The sequence below is a fragment of the Methylococcus mesophilus genome, assembly GCF_026247885.1.
In the GTDB taxonomy this organism is placed as follows: domain Bacteria; phylum Pseudomonadota; class Gammaproteobacteria; order Methylococcales; family Methylococcaceae; genus Methylococcus; species Methylococcus mesophilus.
The window spans coordinates 3,378,104-3,397,552 of record NZ_CP110921.1 but is presented as its reverse complement, the minus strand read 5'-3'; the positions used below and the strand labels follow the sequence as shown (position 1 = coordinate 3,397,552).

The window sequence follows — 19,449 nt, the reverse complement described above, 5'->3', positions numbered from 1 at the left end:
CGATGATTCGCTCGAATGACTTCCTGGCAAACGCGCCGTCACCGACCGAAAGCGTTTCATCGAGAATCAGCACGTCCGGATTGGCGGCCGTTGCGACCGCGAACGCCAGACGCATGTACATGCCGGAGGAATAGGTTTTCACGGGCTGGTCCATGAACTCTCCCAGTCCGGCAAATTCGACGATCCCGTCGTACAGCTCCCCGACCCGGTCACTGGACAGTCCCATGACGGACGCACCCAGGTAGACGTTCTCCCGGCCGGTCATCTCCGGGTGGAATCCCGCCCCGAGCTCCAACAGCGCCGCCACATGTCCGTTCACGCGGATATCCCCCGCAGAAGGAATCAAGGTGCCCGCAATCAGCTTGAGTAAGGTGCTCTTGCCGGCACCGTTCGTGCCGACGATGCCGACGACTTCGCCTTCGGAGATTTCCAGGCTCAGAGGATGCAGCGCCACCCACTCTCGATGGCGCCGAGTTTTCGTGAGGACCTCCCACAACGTCTCCCAAGGGTGGTCGTAGGAGCGGTAGCTCTTAGCCACGTTGTGAAGAGAAATCGCCGTCATACCGCCTCACGTATGTGGGGCTCGCCCCGATGGAACAACACCCAGGCAGGTCCGAGCGACAGGAGCCAGAGCAGCAAGGGCCGGACGAAGTTCTCGGCGGTCACCGGCAAACCGTGCACGGAGGACTCGATGACCGCCACGACATCCGCCAGCGGATTGACCACCAGCAATTCCTGAAACTGCTGCGGCAGCATTTCCGGAAGATACAAAATCGGTGTCAGATACAGCGCCATATTGAGCATGAAGGGGAATGCCTGGCGCAAATCCTTCACGAAACAACCAAGCACTGCAAGGAGATAGCAGGCCGGCATCAGCAACACGAACAATCCGGCCATCAACAGCACAGCTTGGACCGCGGCGCCGGGCCCTGCCAGCAACCCCATCGTGACCGCATAGATCGGCGTGTAAACCAGGCAACCCGAGAGTCCCGGCAGCAACGGAAGCACTTTTAGCGGAAATACGGTGCGCTTATAGAGACTGCTGAATTCCGTAAGGACTGCCAGACAGCGATTCAGTGTGTCGCTGATGAGCAGCCAGGGCAGCATGGCGGCGAGGAAGTAGTCGATGAATACGACTTTGCCGGGAACCCTGACCCGGAGAACAAAATCCAACAGAAACCAAAACGCCAGTATCTGTAAAGCCGGCTGGGCAAGCATCCATACCCAGCCCAATACCGTCCCTCGGGTACGGCCGATGATATCTCGGCGCACCAGCAAACTCAGCAGCTCGCGCTCCCGGGCAAGAACTTGAAACGGGCCGAGCAGACCTGCCCAGGTCACGGCCACAAAGCGGGAAAACATCCGAACCGGCTCTACAACCGACATTGCGTCTGCAATAACTCTTTAACCATACCGACTTGAGCCCGGAGCCGGGTCAAGGGCTGGGCGATGGCGAACTCCCGCTCTTGGCGGGTTTGGAACGTTCGCCGTGGTACCATTTTCCATCTATCAAGGTCCAATAGTCGGCGATGGATGGCCCTACCAGGGCCTTGCCCTCTATGGCGGGGTGCATCACCTCCGTGTCCAGCTTAAGCTCGCCCCTATCCCCAGTGATCTTTACATCCGTGATACTGTAACCGACGACTCTCAGGGTCGAATACTGATTCCGTGACATCTGGTCCGGTCTCAGTCGTCCCTCCGCAGTCCCGGCCTCCATGGAATACAACGTCTGCAGGTCATTGATTTTCCTAGCATCCCAATAGACCTTTGCCCTTTCGCGAAGTGCCGCCTCCCCTTCTGCCCCGACTGCGACTCCTACCGAAGCGGTAACCGCCAGCCATGCCCCGGCTACCCACACAACCCATTTACGCACCATAACCAATCCTCTCAGCATAGGTTAAGTCCAGCTCCCGAATACGGTGCCGATACATCAAAGCCGCCTCCCTGCCTGACGGTGCGATCCATCCACTCGCCGTCAGACATGTCCCACCCTGTCTTCTGAAATCCCACTCGTGCCGCTCGTTGCCGGCGTATCGGAACGGAAAGGGCTGTACCGAGGCGCTAAAACCAGGCGGCCACCAGCCCTTCCCTAACTCCTCGGAATCGGGAGTGTTTCAGAGCTTTCTCAGGGGAAAACCCCTTTCGGGAACAGGGGCTTCAACTCCTCTTGAACGATTTCGATCTTGGCGTTCTTGGCAAGACCCTTGATATAGGCGTCCCGCAGCTTAGCCTGCTCGACTCCGCGCATACGTTGAATGACCTTCTCACGAACGTTGACATACGGCGTGATCAGCGCTTTACGCACATCCGTCAACATCAGAATTTCATAACCAGCCGGCGACTCGATCACTTTGGTCCGCTCGCCGACCTTCAAATTACGCACGGCCTCCGTCAACCAGGGATCACCTTCGCGGGGCAGAAAACCGATATCGCCTTGAGGAGGCTTTGCAGAAGGATTCTCGGTCAGCTCCGCCGCAACCTTCGGAAAGGCCTCACCGGCGTCCAACCGGCGCAAAGCCGCCTCGGCCCGCTGGCGTGCGGCGGTCTTCTGCTCGGCGGTCGCATTGTCCGGGATGCGGAATTGGATCTGGCTGATCCGCACCATTTCCGGAATCCCGTAATCATTCTGGTGATCGAGATAATATTTGTATACCGCGTCTTCTTCCGGCATTGGCGGCAGCGGGAAATGCTCCTTGGCGAGCTTCTGAAAAGCCTCGCCCAGATCGGCCGCCGTAGCGTCCTTCTTCGCCAACCCCTTCTTGATGATGTCATCCTTGAGCAACTGATTGCCGATGATCTCGCGGATCACTTCCGCCTTGCCTTCTTCCGTCATCGACTTCTGGACGTAAGCCTGGTTCCGCTGGAGGAAATTCACATAGTCCTGAACGGTCACCTCCACCCCGTTGGTCTTGAACATCACGACCCGCGGAGGCTTCACCGGCGTACTCTGTTCAGCGGCGGCCTTATCTGCTTTTGCCGCCGGCGCCGACTTTGCGGCAGCGCCGGCATACGATGCCGCTGTCAACCCCAGGCCCGCCAGCAAAATACCCAATGCAATTTTCACCATCTTTGCTCCTTAGAATCAGTTCAACACAAACCGCGCAGCGGAAAGCTCTTCGAAATGTTCCCACAAGGGTCCGTAGACGATCCACGCTCCCTGGGGCCCCTTGCCACGTCCAACGATGCCATCCAACCGACCGTCAGCGTCCAAATCCTGAAGAACAATATCCTGACTCCCTTCGCTGGAGCCGACCGGTACGCTGCGCATCGGCACGGGCGCCTTTCCATCCCAGCGATCGGGAAAACGATAAAGCGCGATGGCGCCATAGCCGACACCGAACAGATAACCGAAACCGTCCTTGTCCTTGCTCCAGGCAAACCGCCTTAATCCCATGTCCGTCGGAAACGTTAACGCCGCCGTTTCCTGAAAGCTCCCGTGACCGTCGTTCAGCAACACGTGAATCACGAACGGTTTCGATTGGTTTGGCACTATCAGGTCAAGCGCACCGTCGCCGTTGAGGTCTGCCGAAACAAGGTCCCATGGCGCTCCCGAACGGAATTTCGCGACGAGCTTCGGCTTGATAACCCCGTCAGCACCTGGATATTTCAGCATCAATACTTCCTGCGTCGTGTTGCTGGCAAACAGCAACTCGTCGATACCATCCCCATCGACGTCCACTGGACGCACCCACTCCGCCCGGCGTATCGAGTGTTCCTTTTCGCTGAGCGCGACTTGGATCCGCTCCGACACTTGCCCTTTGACCGGATCGAAGTTTTTCAACAACACCAGGAAATCTTGCCCGAAAGGGCTTACCACCACGCTGTCTCCCCAGCCTGGCCAACGGAATAATGCAACGTGGCGGGGTACGGGCACATTCAACTCCCCGGTTTTTAGGAGGCTGCCGTTCGAGCCAGGCTCGACTATGAGCAGCTTGTTCTGCCCCTCAGCCGCAACCAGGTAGTGCGGACGGGCGGTTGGCAAACGAACAAGGTCGCCCGGATGAAATCCGACGACCGGCTGACGCTCACCGGCAAGAAAGGTGCGCGCTTGCTGCTGCAGAAATACCTGGACGTAATTGTCGCCATGGGAAACGAGTGCGACGTCAGCACGTCCGTTGCCATCTATGTCATCCGCCAGGATGTCGAACGGAGAGTCCGCGAACGGCAGCGAGTGATAAAACGAACTCGTATCCTCGATGTTGACCGACGCAGCTTTTTTCGATGCGCAGCCACCCAATGCGAATACGCTTAGGGCGATCCCTAAGACCATGATAATACGGGACATATCGCAACTACATACCATATGTTCGTGAATAAGAAGCGACCGACGCCGGCGCTTTTATCGACCACCGATGAACTTTCGACACGGCGTGACACATGCCCAACGTGGCGATCACGAATTTTACCGGAAGGAAATCGACAGTCTGAATCCTGACCAATAGCGGCGAAGCAAAACCGAGAGATTCAATCGAGCTGGAAAGCCCGTGTCACGGCCAAATGACGTTCTTCCAGGAAGAAAAAAGAACGGCGTGCGGTAAGCCGCACGCCGTTTTCTTTCTCAGCCGCCGGGACCGGCTTGCACCGGCCCCAACCCCGTTAGATTACGGAGCCTGGCTGAAGAGGCCGCGATCGTGGCCCAGCGCGGTCTCGAACGGAATCAGGCTGATGTCCGTCGGAACCCAGTCGCCGGTGGCCGGATCGGTTTCCAGCGTCACGAAGTACTGCAGCGGGACCGAGAAGGCAACCGCGGCCGACTCGGGTGCGCCGATACCGGTATCGATCACCTCGGGCAGATACAGCTTCATGAAGCCGCCCTGCAGCAGGTGCTCGAGCGCGATAGCGCCATCCGGATCGGTGACGGGAGTTTCCTGATACGGAGGCACGCAGAAGATCCGATTGAAGCCATGGTTCGTGATGAACTTCGGAACCGGCCAAGCGAACGGAATCTGCGCGTTCTTGCCTGCGGTAACGTCGGTCTGCGCCCACACCAGGTTCAACTGATAGGGGAGATCGATGTTGTCAGAGCACTTCTCTTCCTTGTCGTTGTAAACGTCGACACCCAGTCCACTCCACGCACCGCCCGCATTGCGGTCGTTCCACACCACCATCAGGGTCGGAACCTGCAGAATGTTGATGAGGTTGGCCTGACCGATCGGCACGTTGCGGTTACCCAGGGTCAGATCGATCACGGTCACGTCGCTGAGATTGCCATCCGACCAGTTGGTGCGGAAGCCGGCAACCAGCGGCGAGGCGATGACGTTCTGGCTCACACCGGCCTCGATGACGCTGTTTTCGACGGTCGGCTTCTTGCTGCCGTTGTCAGCGCCGTCACTCATCGGCAGGACTGGGATCTTGGCGTCGATGATGCCGATGACGCCACCGGTATCCGGATTGGCACCTGCGCGAATGCCGGCGAACATCCAAGCTTCCGCGAAGAAGCTGAAGTCTGCGTCGTCACCGCCTGCGGCCGATTCCGTCACCAGAACCATGTAGCCCGGGAAGCCATCGAATTCGCCCTGCTTGCCGTTCTTACGAACGAAAGCACCCCAGTCGATCACAGCCACGTCTTCCGGCGTGACGTCGATGGTACCGTTCAGACGGTGGACGCTCTTCTTGTCCAGGAAGTACCAGTGAATGGTGTTCGCCGGTACCAGATCCGGATCCGCAGGCTTCTGCTTGCCCGGATTGGCAATAGTTCCGTTGGTCGGGGAAGTGTGGATCGCGGTGTAGAAGTTCGGAATCACGTCGTTACCGACCGACATCGGCACCGTAACCTTGATGACGGTGTTGATGCCCAGAATGGTCGGATCCTTATCGACCCAGCTGCTGGACCACAGAACGAACGGGACGAGGTTGGCTTCACCCGCTTCGGTTTCACGCAACGCATGAGCCGACATGCTCGTCGCGGCCAGAGCCGTGAACATGCCCGCAGCGATTGCGGTCTTTTTGAAGTTCATACTCATTAGAAGATCTCCCTTTGAAGTCGACAGTTAACCCAGGAAATGGAGCACCCCAATCCTTTGCCCTAAAACTGCTTGAGACCAGGGCCAAGCCAGACGTCCAGGACGTCCTCGGGGAATTATGAACGGTCCGCCGCCTTTTGCCAAACGCGACAGAGGCCCACGCATTCCCGCAGCTCCATGCGGGGGATAAGCTAAGCCGCGTCGCGCACGGTGTCAAGCTTTTTTGTAGCTAAACTATGACTGTTTTGTTGTAAAAACGAGATATGCGGAACAGCATTTCCGCACATGACCGCCGCAGTGCTCGCAGATCGCGAACAAACGCTCGCCGATCCACCAGATTGTCCACGTTCTTCGTGGCCTACCGAAGAGCCCGTCCGCCTGGCGTGCCCCACCCGCACACCCGACCGGCGGCGACCCCATCGGCGCTCCGTCGGCTACAAGGGCGCTCTCCCGGCTCAGGCTGGTCACCTTATAATAGAGACGACAGCCATGCCCGCGAATGGACGGCGACGTACGTGCCACCCCGTACCTTCCAAGCGAAATTGCCCAACGGGCTGAGATTCAATTGTTTTCACACTCTTAGGCTCGAACCCCAATTTTAACGCGCCGTCCGAGGTGCTAGCATTTGCTTGAGTTGCGGCGGGAATGCCGCCAAACCGGCGGCCAAGATCGGAAGGCCAGATGATCCTCGCTGCAGAAATCTAATCCTGAAATCTATCCGTCCGTCCGTTCATGCAATCCTGCGAACAAGACTTTCTCCCCTATGCTGCGATTTCTTCCGTCGGGCCAGGCCCGGCCATCGTTTTCGCGCCGCACCCGGACGACGAAGTGTTCGGCTGCGGGGGAGCCATCATGCGCCATGTTTCCTCCGGCGATCCGGTTCGCGTCGTCATAATCTCCGACGGCGCCTACGGCTCTCCCGCCGATTCGGAAGAGTACGCTCGGACACGCCAGCGGGAGAGTACGGAGGCTGGGGCAATCCTCGGATACGGGACACCTGAATTCTGGAACCTGCCCGACCGGGGGCTGGAATACGGCGAACAGCTGACTCAACGCATTCTCGCCGCTATAGAAGGATGCGCGGCAGAACTCGTCTACGCACCTTCCTGGTGGGAAATCCATCCCGACCACCGCGTGACAGCGCTGGCAGTCACCGAAGCAGTGCGCCGCTGCGCCCGGCCGATCCGTCTGGCGCTGTATGAGGTCGGTGTGCCATTGCAACCCAACGCCCTTCTGGACATCACGGACCTGACCGAGCGCAAGGCCGCAGCCGTGGCCTGTTTCTCCAGCCAACTGGCACAGCAGGATTACGGCGAGCAGATCGCGGCGCTCAACCGTTTCCGCACCTATACCTTGCCTCGAGCCGTTCAGGCGGCGGAGGCCTATCTGATCCTGTCCGCGGAAGAACTGAGAAACGGCATTCCGGGCATGCTGACTCGCAAGGACCGTCTGGCCGTGCGGGGTGAGACCTGCGATATGGCGGCTACTCCTTTGATCTCGGTCATCATCCGCAGCATGGACAGAGCGCAACTCAAGGATGCCCTGGACTCGGTTGCGCTGCAGACCTACCCTCGCATTGAAGTCATCGTGGTCGACGCCAAAGGGGACGGCCATGCGCCGCTGGCTCCGTGGTGCGGCCGCTTCCCGCTTCGTTTCATTCCCTCGAATGTGCCGCTGTCACGCAGCCGGGCCGCCAATATCGGGCTGGAACATGCCCAGGGCGACTATCTCATTTTCCTGGACGATGACGACCTGTTTTTTGCCGACCATATCTCGAATCTTGTCAGGACGCTGAATACGGACAATGAATCCCGTTGTGCCTATGCCGGAGTAAAAGTGGAGTTCTATACGGAAGACCAACTTACCGGCGAGACTACGTTCAACCAGCCGTATCTGTATGAAAAGCTGCGCGGGCGCAATTTTATTCCGATCCACGCCGCCCTTTTCCACCGCTCCTTGGTCGATCAAGGGTGCCGTTTCGACGAAACACTGGACTGTCTGGAAGACTGGGATTTTTGGCTGCAGATTGCGGAACACACCCGTTTCATTCATGTCGACAAAATCAGTGCCTGCTATCGCAATCGGGGCGAATCCGGCTTTGGCGAGAGGCTGGATCCCGAGGTGCTGAATCGGACCACGGCAGCGGTCTTCGAGAAATGGAAAAGCCGTTGGAGCGGGAAACAGTGGGCAGAAGCCCTGCTATATCGGGATACCCAATGGGAGCAAGCCGCTCAGTGGGCTCATGGGCTCGAAACCCACATCGAGCAGCAAAACGGCGAACTGACGCCACTCCGGCAAACCCTTGCCGAAAAAGATCACGACATGGAACAACTCCGCTGGCAGATTACGGAACTGATGCCCCTGCGCACCAAACTGGCCGAGACGGAAAACGAACTCGCCGATCGCGAGAGCAAATTGGCCTCCCAGAAAAACGAGCTCGCGGATCTCAAGAGCGAATTGGCGACTCAAAAAAACGAGCTCGCTGACCGCGAGAGCGAATTGGCGGCCCAGAAAAATGAACTCTCCCGTTGCGAAAACGAATTGGCCACACAGAGAAACGAACTCGCCGACTGCAACGCCGAACTCAAACATTTGCGCCTGCGAATGGCCACGCTGGACAACGAACGGACCCAGCTTCGGCAATCATGCGAAAACCTCGCCGCGATCCATCGGCAAACCCAAAGCGACTTGGCTGCGACCACGGAATGGGCCCAGCAACTGCAAGCCCATCTGATTTCGCTGCTCCATTCAATGTCATGGAGGACAACCGCGCCCTTGCGCTTCGGCTCACGCCTGCTGCGGGGGCGATACCAAGAGGCTTGGGATTCCCTGCGACGCCAGCTGCGTCCGCTGGGACGTGTAGTTTACCGCTCGCTGCCGGAAGGTTCCGCTGCCCGGCTGGTGGATTTGTCCTACCGCCATTTCGGAACACTGTTTGCCGGATTCGACGACTATGAACGCTGGCGGCAGAGACCAACCCTTCCGGTCGAATGGATACCAACCCATGAGGACAGCCAATACCGTGACGGTTTAGTCGATATCCGCACTGTAGCGCCGCTACATACAACCTCACCTGGCCGGGTCGCTGTCCATGCCCACATTTATTATTCCGATCTGGCTCCTGAGATCGCGCATCACCTGGCCCAGATCCCGTTCCGCTTCGATCTGTTCGTCTCGGTAGCCTCCTCTGCCGACGCTTCACGCTGCCGCAAGGTGCTGACCACGCTGCCGCAATTGAACCAGATAACCATTGAGGTGGTACAGAACCGGGGCCGGGACATCGCTCCCATGTTCTGCGCCTTCGGGGATGCACTGCGGCGTTACGACTTCATCGCCCATATCCATAGCAAGAAATCCCTTTACAACAACGGCGCAACCGATGGTTGGCGCGAATACCTGTTGCACGCCTTGTTCGGAAGCAGCGATCACATCCGGCGGATTTTTGCTCTGCTCAGCGGTGACGGACACCCCGCCGCCGGCCTGGTTTACCCACAGAACTTCCATAACCTTCCCTATTTCGCCAACACTTGGCTGGCCAACCGGCCCCTAGGCCAGTACTGGTGCCGCAAACTCGGCATCGGCTCCATTCCCGACGGGTATTTTTCGTTTCCCGCCGGCACCATGTTCTGGGCACGCCGCGAAGTCCTGGGACCGCTGTTTGCGGCTGGCATCACCCTGGACGACTTCGCCGAGGAAGCTGGTCAGACCGATGGCACACTCGCCCACTGCCTGGAGCGCGTCATCGCCCTGGCCGCCCACCAATCCGGATTTGACAGCGCCATCCTGGCCGATGACGCAACCCCGAGCTGGTCACCCTGGCGATTCGACCAATATTTGGGACGACGCCCTGAGGATTTGCGCGCTGCAATCACTGCGGCGGATGTGCACGCAGTCATTTTCGATATTTTCGACACCTTGCTGGTGCGGCCGCTGTTGAATCCGGAGAGCACGAAAACCATCGTCGCCCGCCGTACGAATCCGGAGACCGGCAACACCTACCTCAAGTTCCGCGCCCAGGCAGAACACATCGCCCGGACGAAAGCCGGCCGCGACGTGGGTCTGGATGAAATCTTCGAACAACTAGCCGTGATCTCGGAACTGCCGCGCGATTCCGTTGCGGAATTGCGGCGATTGGAGGAAACGGTGGAATACGGCTCGGTAACGCCGCGACCGGACACCGTCGAATGCCTGCGCCACGCTTTGGCCCGTGGCAAGCGTGTGATTCTGGCGAGCGACATGCACCTGCCACGCCCTACGATAGAGTCGATGCTCAAAGACAACGGCATCGACGGCTGGCACGCCCTGTACCTATCCTCCGACACTGGCCGGCGCAAGGATACGGGTGATACCTATCGTCAAATCATCGTGCAGGAAGGCATCAAACCCAAAAACCTCCTGATCGTCGGCGACAACGAACATTCCGATCTGCAAATCCCCAGTGATCTCGGCCTGAAATCCTGGCACATCTTGCGCCCGATCGAACTGGCACGCGCCCTGCCTCGCACCCGTAGACTGATCGACGAAACTCAGGCTGCCAAGGATTTACACAAGGAAATCGCGTTAGGGCTGGTGGTGCAAACCCAATTCCGCCCTCTGTTCTTTTCCCGATTCGACCCGCAATGCCTTATTCCCGCGACGCCCTATGGGATCGGCTACGGAGTACTGGGGCCAGTTGCCTTGGCATTCGCGCAATGGCTGACGAGAAAGGCCGCAGAAGATCAAATCCAACGGTTCTATTTCCTTTCACGCGAAGGACAGTTTCTGAAGATGGTTTACGACCGATGGACGGCGCGCTTACCATCCCTGACGCCGTCATCCCATTACCTCGTGTTATCTCGTCGCTCCGTAACCGTCCCCGCGATCTGGAGCCGTGCCGACATCGAAGACATTGCCAGGAAAACCTACTTTCCGAACAAAATTACGGCGTTTCTAAGCGAACGGTACGGACTCGAATTTACTGATCACGAACTACGCAAGTTAAACCGGCTCTGGCCTTATGATAAGCCACTATCTATCACCGACGGTGACATCACTGAACTCGCCCCAGTGTTACGAAATCTCAAAAGGAATATCCTCTCGCAGGCACGGAAGGAACGGCCAGGCTTATTGGCCTATCTGACGAGTATGAGGCTCGATCAGCCGACCAGGTCTGCCGTCGTAGACATCGGCTATTCAGCTACCATCCAGGATCGGCTCAATAACCTTTTGGACAATAAAATTCATGGTTATTACCTTGCTACGGATAGAAATGCAGCTAATGTCTCGACCCACCATGGAGTGATCGCTCAGGGCTGCTACGCTCACCATGCCGACTGGAAATCGGATACTTCAGCCGTATACCGTATGAGTTTTCAATTGGAGAAACTACTCAGTGCAGATGACCCTCAGGTCATCCGCTACAACTTGGACACCGCAGGCCAACTAATCGCTGAACAACGCTCTCTGTGTAACGAAGAACTCGCGACACGTCCTTTGCGCGCTGAGATAAGGCGGGGAGCGATGAATTTCGTAACGGATGCAATCGCCATCCGTAATCAACTTCTGGACGACTTTACGATCCCGACAGAGCAAGCGAGCGATATTTATGCCGCCTTCGTAGACCGCTCAGCCCCCTCCGAGGATGAAATCATCAGGTCGTTAGTTCTCGACGATCACTATTGCGGACGCGGCCTCGTCAGTTGATCCACACGGCTGTATTGACTCAGAATCTCTTGGTAACAACCATGCCATGGTCGCTATGCCAGTTATCTTAGCTTTGTCATCGCTGACTGCCGTCACAATTGCCGCTGACATAGTCATTAACACTTTGGCTATTGCTCTGCACCTTCTACCAGAAATCCCTTGGGAGGATGGCTGGAAGACAGCCATCATGCTAAGCAACGGAACCGGCCTAACGATCACCAATATTTTTCAGCAGCACAATGAGCACCGAGTGCCGTTAACACATCTCATTGATTTGGTGGATATATGGCTTTTTGGGGGGCGCAACCTTTTCCATTTTTACGTTGCTGTTTTTGCCACGGCAATGTTGGCTGTCACCATTGGCCGGCTAGCAACCACGCCAAAGCGAACTTCCAAGAGCGAAAAAATCCTTGTTTACTCGCTGGTATTTGGCATTCTTTTTTCCCAGCCGCAGCTGGAAATCTTTTTTTGGCCTTTTACGATAGGAAACATACTCTCAAATTTATTTGTCGCCCTTACCTTCGCAATACTAGCTCAAGCTGGACAAAAGAAATGCGATCCTTACCTGCTCCCAGGCGCCATGTCGACAGGATTATTAGCTGCATTTGGATTAGCCTCAGGACTACTCGTCTGGCCACTGGGAGTAATGATTTTGATAGCCGTCGAACGACGCATCAGCATACGTCTATTGGTTTGGATTATTGCTGCTACCCTCGTTTTCTCATGGTATTTTCATGATTATGCACCACCCGAGCACCATGCCTCCCCTGCCATTACGCTGAGGGAGCATTTCTTAGACTTCATCGCATTTTCTCTCGCCTTATTGGGCTCACTGTTGGGTGCGCATGGCGTAGCAATTTCTGCGGCTGCAGGGGGGATGATTTCCACCTTGATCACTTCGTCCGTGAATCGAGCGGCGACGTCTCTCAGGATGCTTTCTCGGGGTTATCTTGCATTAGCTGCGATCATGATCTTCTGCTGTCTATCCGCAGCAGCAGCGGCCGGTTCACGAATTAACTTCGGTTTAGAGCATGCTTTAATTTCAAGATATTCTACGATTTCCGCCTTGGCGCTAGCTAGTGTGATTGCATTTCGAGTCGGGAGTAATCCTCGGAACACTCCCACAGGGACACTGTCGAAAATCGCTACCAGCATTCTTTTCTTGGTCATTCTAACCATCATATCTATGACACCAACCCGTAATATGGAATGGTTTGAAGACAGTTCGGCACGCCTTAAGTCCAATGCCATTGCCATAGCGTTACATATCGACGATATACCTATGAGATCCTGGAGTCCAACAATCCAGTCCGACGTAACGGCTGCAATTAACCTGCTGGAGGCAAGGCACCTTTCCGTATTCCATGACAATACCTACAGCACTGGAATGCGCGTATCTTCAAGATACCGGGTTGTTCGATCCTCGCGTTGTGTGGGCCACGTTGATTCGATTGAGCAACTTCCAGACGAACGGGGCGCTCAACGAATTATAGGATGGGCTTGGCTAAAGGACAGTAAGAGACGGCCTGACCGGATAGCATTGGCGGACAACAACGGTCGCATCGTCGGCTGGGCATCGCCTGGTTGGACCCGGATAGACGTTCCGGGAATTATTACAACTGATCGTCGCAGCGGATGGCTCGGTTATACCAGAGGCAATTTGCCAGCTTCAGTATTGGCGTTTGCAGCAAACGAAGGAGCTGGAACTGCATGCCTTATCGCTTAAGCCTATCACTCTTATCGATACCGGCAGAGAGCGTGGAAGCCAAATCGCGACAAATCTCTTTGCGATCGACTGAAGGCCACTTGGGCACGGCAAGGGGAGCGTGATGCCACGAGTAGGACCGATCGTGTCGGAGGCGAACGAGCGTGCGAGTTTGGAGGCGATCTGTAAGAAAGGATTGGATTGGTGGAAACAGGATGGAGCGGAAACGATCTTGCGGTTTGCTGACGGAGAAAGCGTGCGGGTGGTGGCGGGGCAAGGGCTGTGTTGCGAAGCGGTACGGGAAAGGCGGCGTAAGTGGCGGAAATACGGGTTGGCGAGTTTGCCGGACCGGCCTCGTAGTGGTGCCCCGAGCAAGCTGACGGACACGCACCGCCGTCAGTTGGGACAGGGGGGCGAGCAGGAAGCGCTGTCATCGCGGGAATTGCTGACCCGGCTGGAGCGCGACTATGGGGTGGTCATTGGCCGCACCACGCTGCGCACGGAGCTGAAGGGCCTGGGGTATGTGTGGAAGCGCACGCGCTACAGCCTGAAAAAAACGGGACCCGGAGCGGTTCGAGCGAACCCGGGCCGAGATCGCCGGCTTGATCCAACAGGCCCAGGCGGGGGAATTCGAGCTGGCCTACGTGGACGAAGCGGGGTTTGCCCTGCAGCCGCCCAACCGCTCGGCCTGCAGTCCAGTGGGCGAACGACATGCCGTGGCGCCGAAGAGCGGTCGCCACGGCTCAACCTGATCGGTGCCTTGCTGTCCTCCGGTGGCTTCGCGTTCGCCAGGTTGTGGCAGAGCGTGAATGGCCTCTGGGTGTTCGGCTTCCTCATGGCGCTGATCGAACGGATCCAGAAGCCGCCGGTGGTGACGCATCCATATCACACCGCGAAGGCGCTGGCACCGTATTGGCAACTGTTGAAGGACAAAGGCCTGCGGTTTTGCTTCCTGCCGCCTTACAGCCCCGAATTGAACCGGAATGAACTCCTGTGGAAAAGATGAAGTACGAGTGGCTGCCGTTCAGGTCTTTCACTCCCGACGAACTTGAACAGGCCATCGACCACATCGGTGCAGGCTTCGGATTATAATACCATCTGACTTTTTGTTAGACGCTTACCGGAATTTGATCCGAAAATAATGAAACATAAGTGAGTATGCAGACGCTTTCCTGGACATACCCAAGGCCACCTTGGAATAGAGACCTGATTGAGCGGCCATTGCTCATTGGCTGACAAGAGTATCGCAAGAAAGCCGCATTCATATTTGATGTATGTATTAACATCCCATCTTTGACAGTGAAATGAATAATATTCTCGTTGAACAGGCCCACTTGAGCCCTGAGAGCCCCCTGGTCTCAGTAGTGATCCGGACGAAAGACCGCCCCAAACGCCTCGCAGATGCGGTGCGAAGTGTACGCGAGCAAACCCACAGACCGCTGGAGGTGATTGTCGTCAACGACGGCGGATGGGCGTTATCCGAGGAAGCTCTCAAAGAGCACGCAGGTGATGTCAAACTTGTCCTAGTTCAACTCGAGCAGAACCAAGGCCGTGCCAAAGCTGCCAATACAGGCCTGCAAACAGCAACGGGGCGATATCTATGTTTTCTCGATGATGACGATCGGTTCTTGCCCGAGCATATCGAGCTTTTGTCCTCCTGCCTCGAGCACATCGAGCACCGGGTCTGCTACTCGGACGCCGAGTTGTGCTGGCAGGTTTACAATGTAGAGTCAGGCGAATTTGAAATCGTCAATCGCCAAGTATTTGGCTCCAGAGACTTCAACCTCGCTGAATTACTCTGCGGCAACTATATTCCCCTGAACACCCTGCTTTTTGATCGCCAAGTGCTACTTGAGGTCGGAGGATTCGATCCCCAGTTTGACATTTATGAGGACTGGGATCTCCTGCTGCGCGTCGGCGCCCGCTATCCTTTCTACCACCTGCCTCGCGTGACCGCCCAGTACAACCAGTGGAGCAGGGATCATCAAAATTTCTACGATCATTTTGCTCAAACCGGTCATGCGCCCCTCTTGCATATCACCGGCTACGACAAGCTTATCGAGAAGAACCGCAGTCTCTTCAGCGCGGATGTCGCAAGGCATCTGTTGGCCACGGTAAATCGCCTGAGGGCGGTCGAGGCCGAACTTGCTCGCCGCGACGCCACGCCGCCAGAATCCCCATTCACGCAACTGAAAACCCAAATAGATCAGATACTCGCCACCATCGGTCCGTCCTTTGCCGCACTCGAAGGGCGCCTAGCCGATCTCGACAACAGCCACCGTGACGTCATCGTTTCCGCGACCTCCAGACTTGATGCGGGTGTCGGCGATCTGGACAGGCTCCGGTCCGACGTCAGCCGCCTTCTCACAGACACAGAGGCTGCATGGCGGCAAATAGGCGCGCGCGAGCTCGAACTTGAAAAGGTTGGAACAGATCTCATAGAGGCTCAGAAGGTGTTTGAGGAATGCCGATCAGAGGTCGTCCACTTATCCACGCTCAACCAGATCATTTCCGAACGTGACAGCCAAATCGTGGCCCTTCAGCAAGCAATGGCTCAGCGTGAAACGCTGCTCACAGCCCTCTACAGATCCACCAGCTGGCGCGTTACCGCACCGCTCCGCGCCATCTCGAGCCCCTTGAGATGGCTTCTACGGAATACCCGCCGCGCACTAATGCTGAGCTGGTGGCTTGGCACAGGACAGTTCAGCCGCGCGGTTAGCGCAGCATTTCCTTACTTCTGGCGCTATGTGCCACCACCGATAAAAATAATAATCCCGAGCCATGTAAGCGAAACTGTGAAACATCGGCTCAAGTTGACCGACGTAAAGCCACCGCAACCCCCTAAAGATCACGGCGACCACTGCGCCGCACCGGCACACAGTGGGGACGCCACGTCGCTAGAACTTCCAGAGAAGTATTATTTTGACCTTTCCGCTGAGCCCGTCGCCCATAGTCCAGTCAAGGCTATTGCATTTTACCTTCCCCAGTTCCATGCCATTCCCGAGAATGACGAATGGTGGGGAAAAGGATTTACCGAATGGACCAATAGCCGGAGGGGTGCCCCTCTGTTTGAGGGGCACAATCAGCCCCGCGTTCCATTGCATCTTGGCTATTATAATCTGGATGATGTCTGCGTTTATGAAGAACAAGTCAAGCTCGCGAAGAAAGCAGGCGTCTACGGCTTCTGTTTTTATTTTTACTGGTTTGCAGGCAAGACATTACTTGAAAAGCCTTTACGTAACATGCTTGCCAACACCCAGATCAGCCAACCGTTTTGCCTATGCTGGGCAAACGAGAACTGGACCCGCCGCTGGGACGGGCTTGATGACGAGATACTGATCGCACAACGGCATAGCGAAAAAGACGCACTAGATTTTCTCAATTATGTCAACGAATATTTCTGCGACGACAGATATATAAAAATCGATGGAAGACCCTTACTCATAGTCTATAGACCCGGAATCATTCCCGAGATCACGCGTATTCAGGACCTATGGCGAAGGCGAGCAATGGAACTTGGCTGGCCCGGACTTTACCTGGTTTCCGCACAGACTTTTGGTCAAATGGACCCACGGGACTTCCATTTCGATGCCGCGGTACAGTTCCCCCCTCATTCACCCAACCCTTTGCCCTCGATTAACGGTCAAACACCCAGCCTCCTGCAAGGCTTCGAAGGATCTATCGTTGATTATGACAATACTGCGCACCTTTTCTGTGACAGTTTGGCTACGGACTATAAGCTCTTCCCCGGCATCACGCTTGGATGGGACAACACGGGCAGACGCGGCAAGCGTGCGACTGTCTTTCGAAATTTTTCCCTGACCAGTTATTCACAATGGCTGCTGACAGCCTGTAAAGCCACTTCCGCAAACCCGAAATTGGCTGACAATGAAAAACTCACCTTTATCAATGCGTGGAATGAATGGGGCGAAGGCACATATCTAGAACCCGATACCAAATATGGCTTTGGATACCTCGAGGCGACAAAAAAGGCATTAAACGCCTGCGCCGACAACAAGCCACGCATAACAGTAATTGTACCGAACTACAACCACGCGGAGTTTCTTGAACGGAGACTCACATCTATTATTCAGCAGAGCCAGAAACCAGAAGAAATCATCTTTCTTGACGACGCTTCTTCTGATAACAGCATAACAATCGCACGCGAGATCCTATCAAAGTCAAACATAAGGTATGTCATCCTTACAAATTCCAGCAACTCTGGCAACGTGTTCAAGCAATGGATAAAAGGACTAGAACACGCGAGCGGGGATTTGATTTGGATAGCCGAAAGTGACGACGACGCCCCGCACGATTTCCTCGCCAATATCCTTCCTGAATTCAACCAAGAGGATGTTCTTCTGGCATACGGCGATATTAGTTATATCGATACGAACGGCATGCCGGACCCGGGCCTCCTGCACTATTACGACGATCTGAATGACCTAAATTGGGACCACTCCCATGTTGTTCCTGCCTATCGCGCTTTTTCCGGCGATTTCGCCGTCAAGAACATCATTCCGAATGTTTCAGGCGCCGTATTCCGAAAGCCAATTCTCACAGAAAGCGAAAAGAACCGTCTGACCTCATATACTTTTGCTGGCGACTGGTATTTTTATGCCATGATTGCGCGCGGAGGTTCAATCGCCTTCCGCAAGGAAGCCAAGTCATATTTCCGTATCAATCATGGGGGGACGTCGCGGAAGGCATTCTTCTCTGACAGGCATCTTTTAGAACATGAGATGATCCTTCAAGACCTGCGCAAACTATATGGGATAACAAAGCAAGCCACTCAAGACCATATCGAGGCGCTTCAGAAAGTATTTGAACAGAAATCATCCGATAGTTCACCGATAGATATGGCGCGTTTACAAGATGTCCACGCATTCAAACATGAAAGCATGCGCATCTGCATAGCAAGCTACGGCTTCACCGTGGGAGGCGGGGAGATCGTACCTGTCGACATCGCAAACACACTCCGCACACGTGGGCATCATATTACATTTCTCGCGCTGGTAAAGAATTCTCCAGACGATCCGCCAGTGCTTCGCCACCGCTTGCGCAACGATATCCCTGTCGTCTATTGGGATGACGTCAAGCATTGTTTTCAATATTTCTTGGGCCAGTACGGAATCCAAATTATCAATTCTCATAACTTTGGTGTCGAATATTGCCTTTCTCACACCGGCGTTGATGTTAGGCAACCTTATATTGCTTCCCTTCATGGCGGCTACGAATCAGTAGACGAGAAACTTCTAACAAAGGATTTCATGGCATACATTGGGAAAAATGTAAACGAATGGCTGTATTTGTCCAACAAGAACACCGCACCTCTAAAAATCCGCGGACTGCGGCATGCGCACTTTACCAAGTCATTCAACGCAATTACCTTACGTCCACCAAACGCCGGCTTGGACCTCAATATTCGAAAAAGCCTTAATGCAAACGAGGACACGGTTCTTCTCGTCATCGCTTCGCGCGCGGTCTACGAAAAAGGGTGGCAGATGGCAATTGAGGCTACAAGACGATTGCGACACCAAATCGAACGCGACTACCGATTATTGCTCATCGGCGATGGGCTTGATTTCGAAGCGATCAAATCCGCCAATCTTGATAAGGATTATTTGTACTTCCTGGGGCGCCTCGATAATCCCTGCCCAGTCATAAAGGAATGTGACATTGGTATTTTTCCTAGCACTTATTCTGGAGAATCGTTCCCTCTTTTCGTTTTAGAATGCCTTCAGAGCGGTCTTCCCGTTGTCGCAACAGATATCGGAGAAATTCCAAATATAATGAGCATAGCCAAGGAAGAGATGCCTGGATTTGTCGTCTCCAGGAACCATAACGAGGAAGCGCTTATCGATGAGATGGTGCAAGCCATAGGCGCATTAATAAAAGACGAGCAAAGAATGAATTCCGCGAGGCAGCAGGCCCGCATGGCCGGAGAGCGTTTCTGCATTGAAAGGCTCGTGGATTTTTATCTTGATATGTTCGAAAAACATATCGATCCCACCATAAATTGATCTAGCCGGCCGTTTTATTCGCACACCGAGGCTTCACGTGCTTGACGACTCTAAACCCGACGATTAGATAATTCGA

The 19,449-nt window shown here is 55.4% G+C and carries 8 protein-coding genes and 1 pseudogene; 4 read left to right on the top strand and 5 right to left on the bottom strand.

The window, feature by feature from the left end; genetic code table 11:
- Positions 1–61 precede the first annotated feature (61 nt).
- The 5 genes and pseudogenes from OOT43_RS20710 to OOT43_RS16095 form a co-directional block, all read right to left on the bottom strand.
- Positions 62–562 (bottom strand): annotated as a pseudogene (locus OOT43_RS20710) (ABC transporter ATP-binding protein); the annotation flags it as partial.
- Positions 559–1,362, bottom strand: a complete 804-nt coding sequence (locus OOT43_RS16110; RefSeq protein WP_266021623.1) for an ABC transporter permease — start codon at positions 1,360–1,362, stop codon at positions 559–561. The gene OOT43_RS16110 and the pseudogene OOT43_RS20710, both read right to left, overlap by 4 nt.
- Before the next feature lie 763 nt (positions 1,363–2,125).
- Positions 2,126–3,067, bottom strand: coding sequence for a peptidylprolyl isomerase (locus tag OOT43_RS16105; protein ID WP_266021621.1), 942 nt, complete (start codon positions 3,065–3,067; stop codon positions 2,126–2,128).
- A 15-nt stretch (positions 3,068–3,082) separates the two neighbouring features.
- Entirely contained in the window at positions 3,083–4,285 is a 1,203-nt protein-coding gene (locus tag OOT43_RS16100; RefSeq protein WP_266021619.1) for an FG-GAP repeat domain-containing protein, read from the bottom strand.
- A gap of 316 nt (positions 4,286–4,601) precedes the next feature.
- Entirely contained in the window at positions 4,602–5,963 is a 1,362-nt protein-coding gene (locus OOT43_RS16095) for a hypothetical protein (protein WP_266021617.1), read from the bottom strand.
- 732 nt (positions 5,964–6,695) lie between these two features.
- Here OOT43_RS16095 and OOT43_RS16090 point away from each other — a divergent pair.
- The 4 genes from OOT43_RS16090 to OOT43_RS16075 all read left to right on the top strand — a co-directional run bounded on the left by OOT43_RS16090 (position 6,696) and on the right by OOT43_RS16075 (position 19,373).
- Positions 6,696–11,645: a rhamnan synthesis F family protein gene (locus tag OOT43_RS16090; protein ID WP_266021615.1), complete on the top strand. Its 4,950-nt coding sequence runs from the start codon at positions 6,696–6,698 to the stop codon at positions 11,643–11,645.
- Positions 11,646–11,691: 46 nt separating this feature from the next.
- Positions 11,692–13,371 carry a hypothetical protein gene (locus OOT43_RS16085; RefSeq protein WP_266021613.1) on the top strand — a complete coding sequence of 560 codons (1,680 nt, stop codon included), beginning with the start codon at positions 11,692–11,694 and terminating at the stop codon, positions 13,369–13,371.
- Between the two features lie 124 nt (positions 13,372–13,495).
- Positions 13,496–14,356, top strand: a complete 861-nt coding sequence (locus OOT43_RS16080; RefSeq protein ID WP_266021611.1) for a transposase — start codon at positions 13,496–13,498, stop codon at positions 14,354–14,356.
- A 298-nt stretch (positions 14,357–14,654) separates the two neighbouring features.
- Positions 14,655–19,373, top strand: coding sequence for a glycoside hydrolase family 99-like domain-containing protein (locus OOT43_RS16075; RefSeq protein ID WP_266021609.1), 4,719 nt, complete (start codon positions 14,655–14,657; stop codon positions 19,371–19,373).
- Positions 19,374–19,449 lie beyond the last annotated feature (76 nt).

What these genes read in the sequence shown, in the direction of transcription:
- OOT43_RS16110 (WP_266021623.1), bottom strand. Translation starts at nt 1,362, where the DNA reads ATGTTTTCCCGCTTTGTGGCCGTGACCTGGGCAGGTCTGCTCGGCCCG.
- OOT43_RS16105 (WP_266021621.1), bottom strand. Translation starts at nt 3,067, where the DNA reads ATGGTGAAAATTGCATTGGGTATTTTGCTGGCGGGCCTGGGGTTGACA.
- OOT43_RS16100 (WP_266021619.1), bottom strand. Translation starts at nt 4,285, where the DNA reads ATGTCCCGTATTATCATGGTCTTAGGGATCGCCCTAAGCGTATTCGCA.
- OOT43_RS16095 (WP_266021617.1), bottom strand. Translation starts at nt 5,963, where the DNA reads ATGAGTATGAACTTCAAAAAGACCGCAATCGCTGCGGGCATGTTCACG.
- OOT43_RS16090 (WP_266021615.1), top strand. Translation starts at nt 6,696, where the DNA reads ATGCAATCCTGCGAACAAGACTTTCTCCCCTATGCTGCGATTTCTTCC.
- OOT43_RS16085 (WP_266021613.1), top strand. Translation starts at nt 11,692, where the DNA reads ATGGTCGCTATGCCAGTTATCTTAGCTTTGTCATCGCTGACTGCCGTC.
- OOT43_RS16075 (WP_266021609.1), top strand. Translation starts at nt 14,655, where the DNA reads ATGAATAATATTCTCGTTGAACAGGCCCACTTGAGCCCTGAGAGCCCC.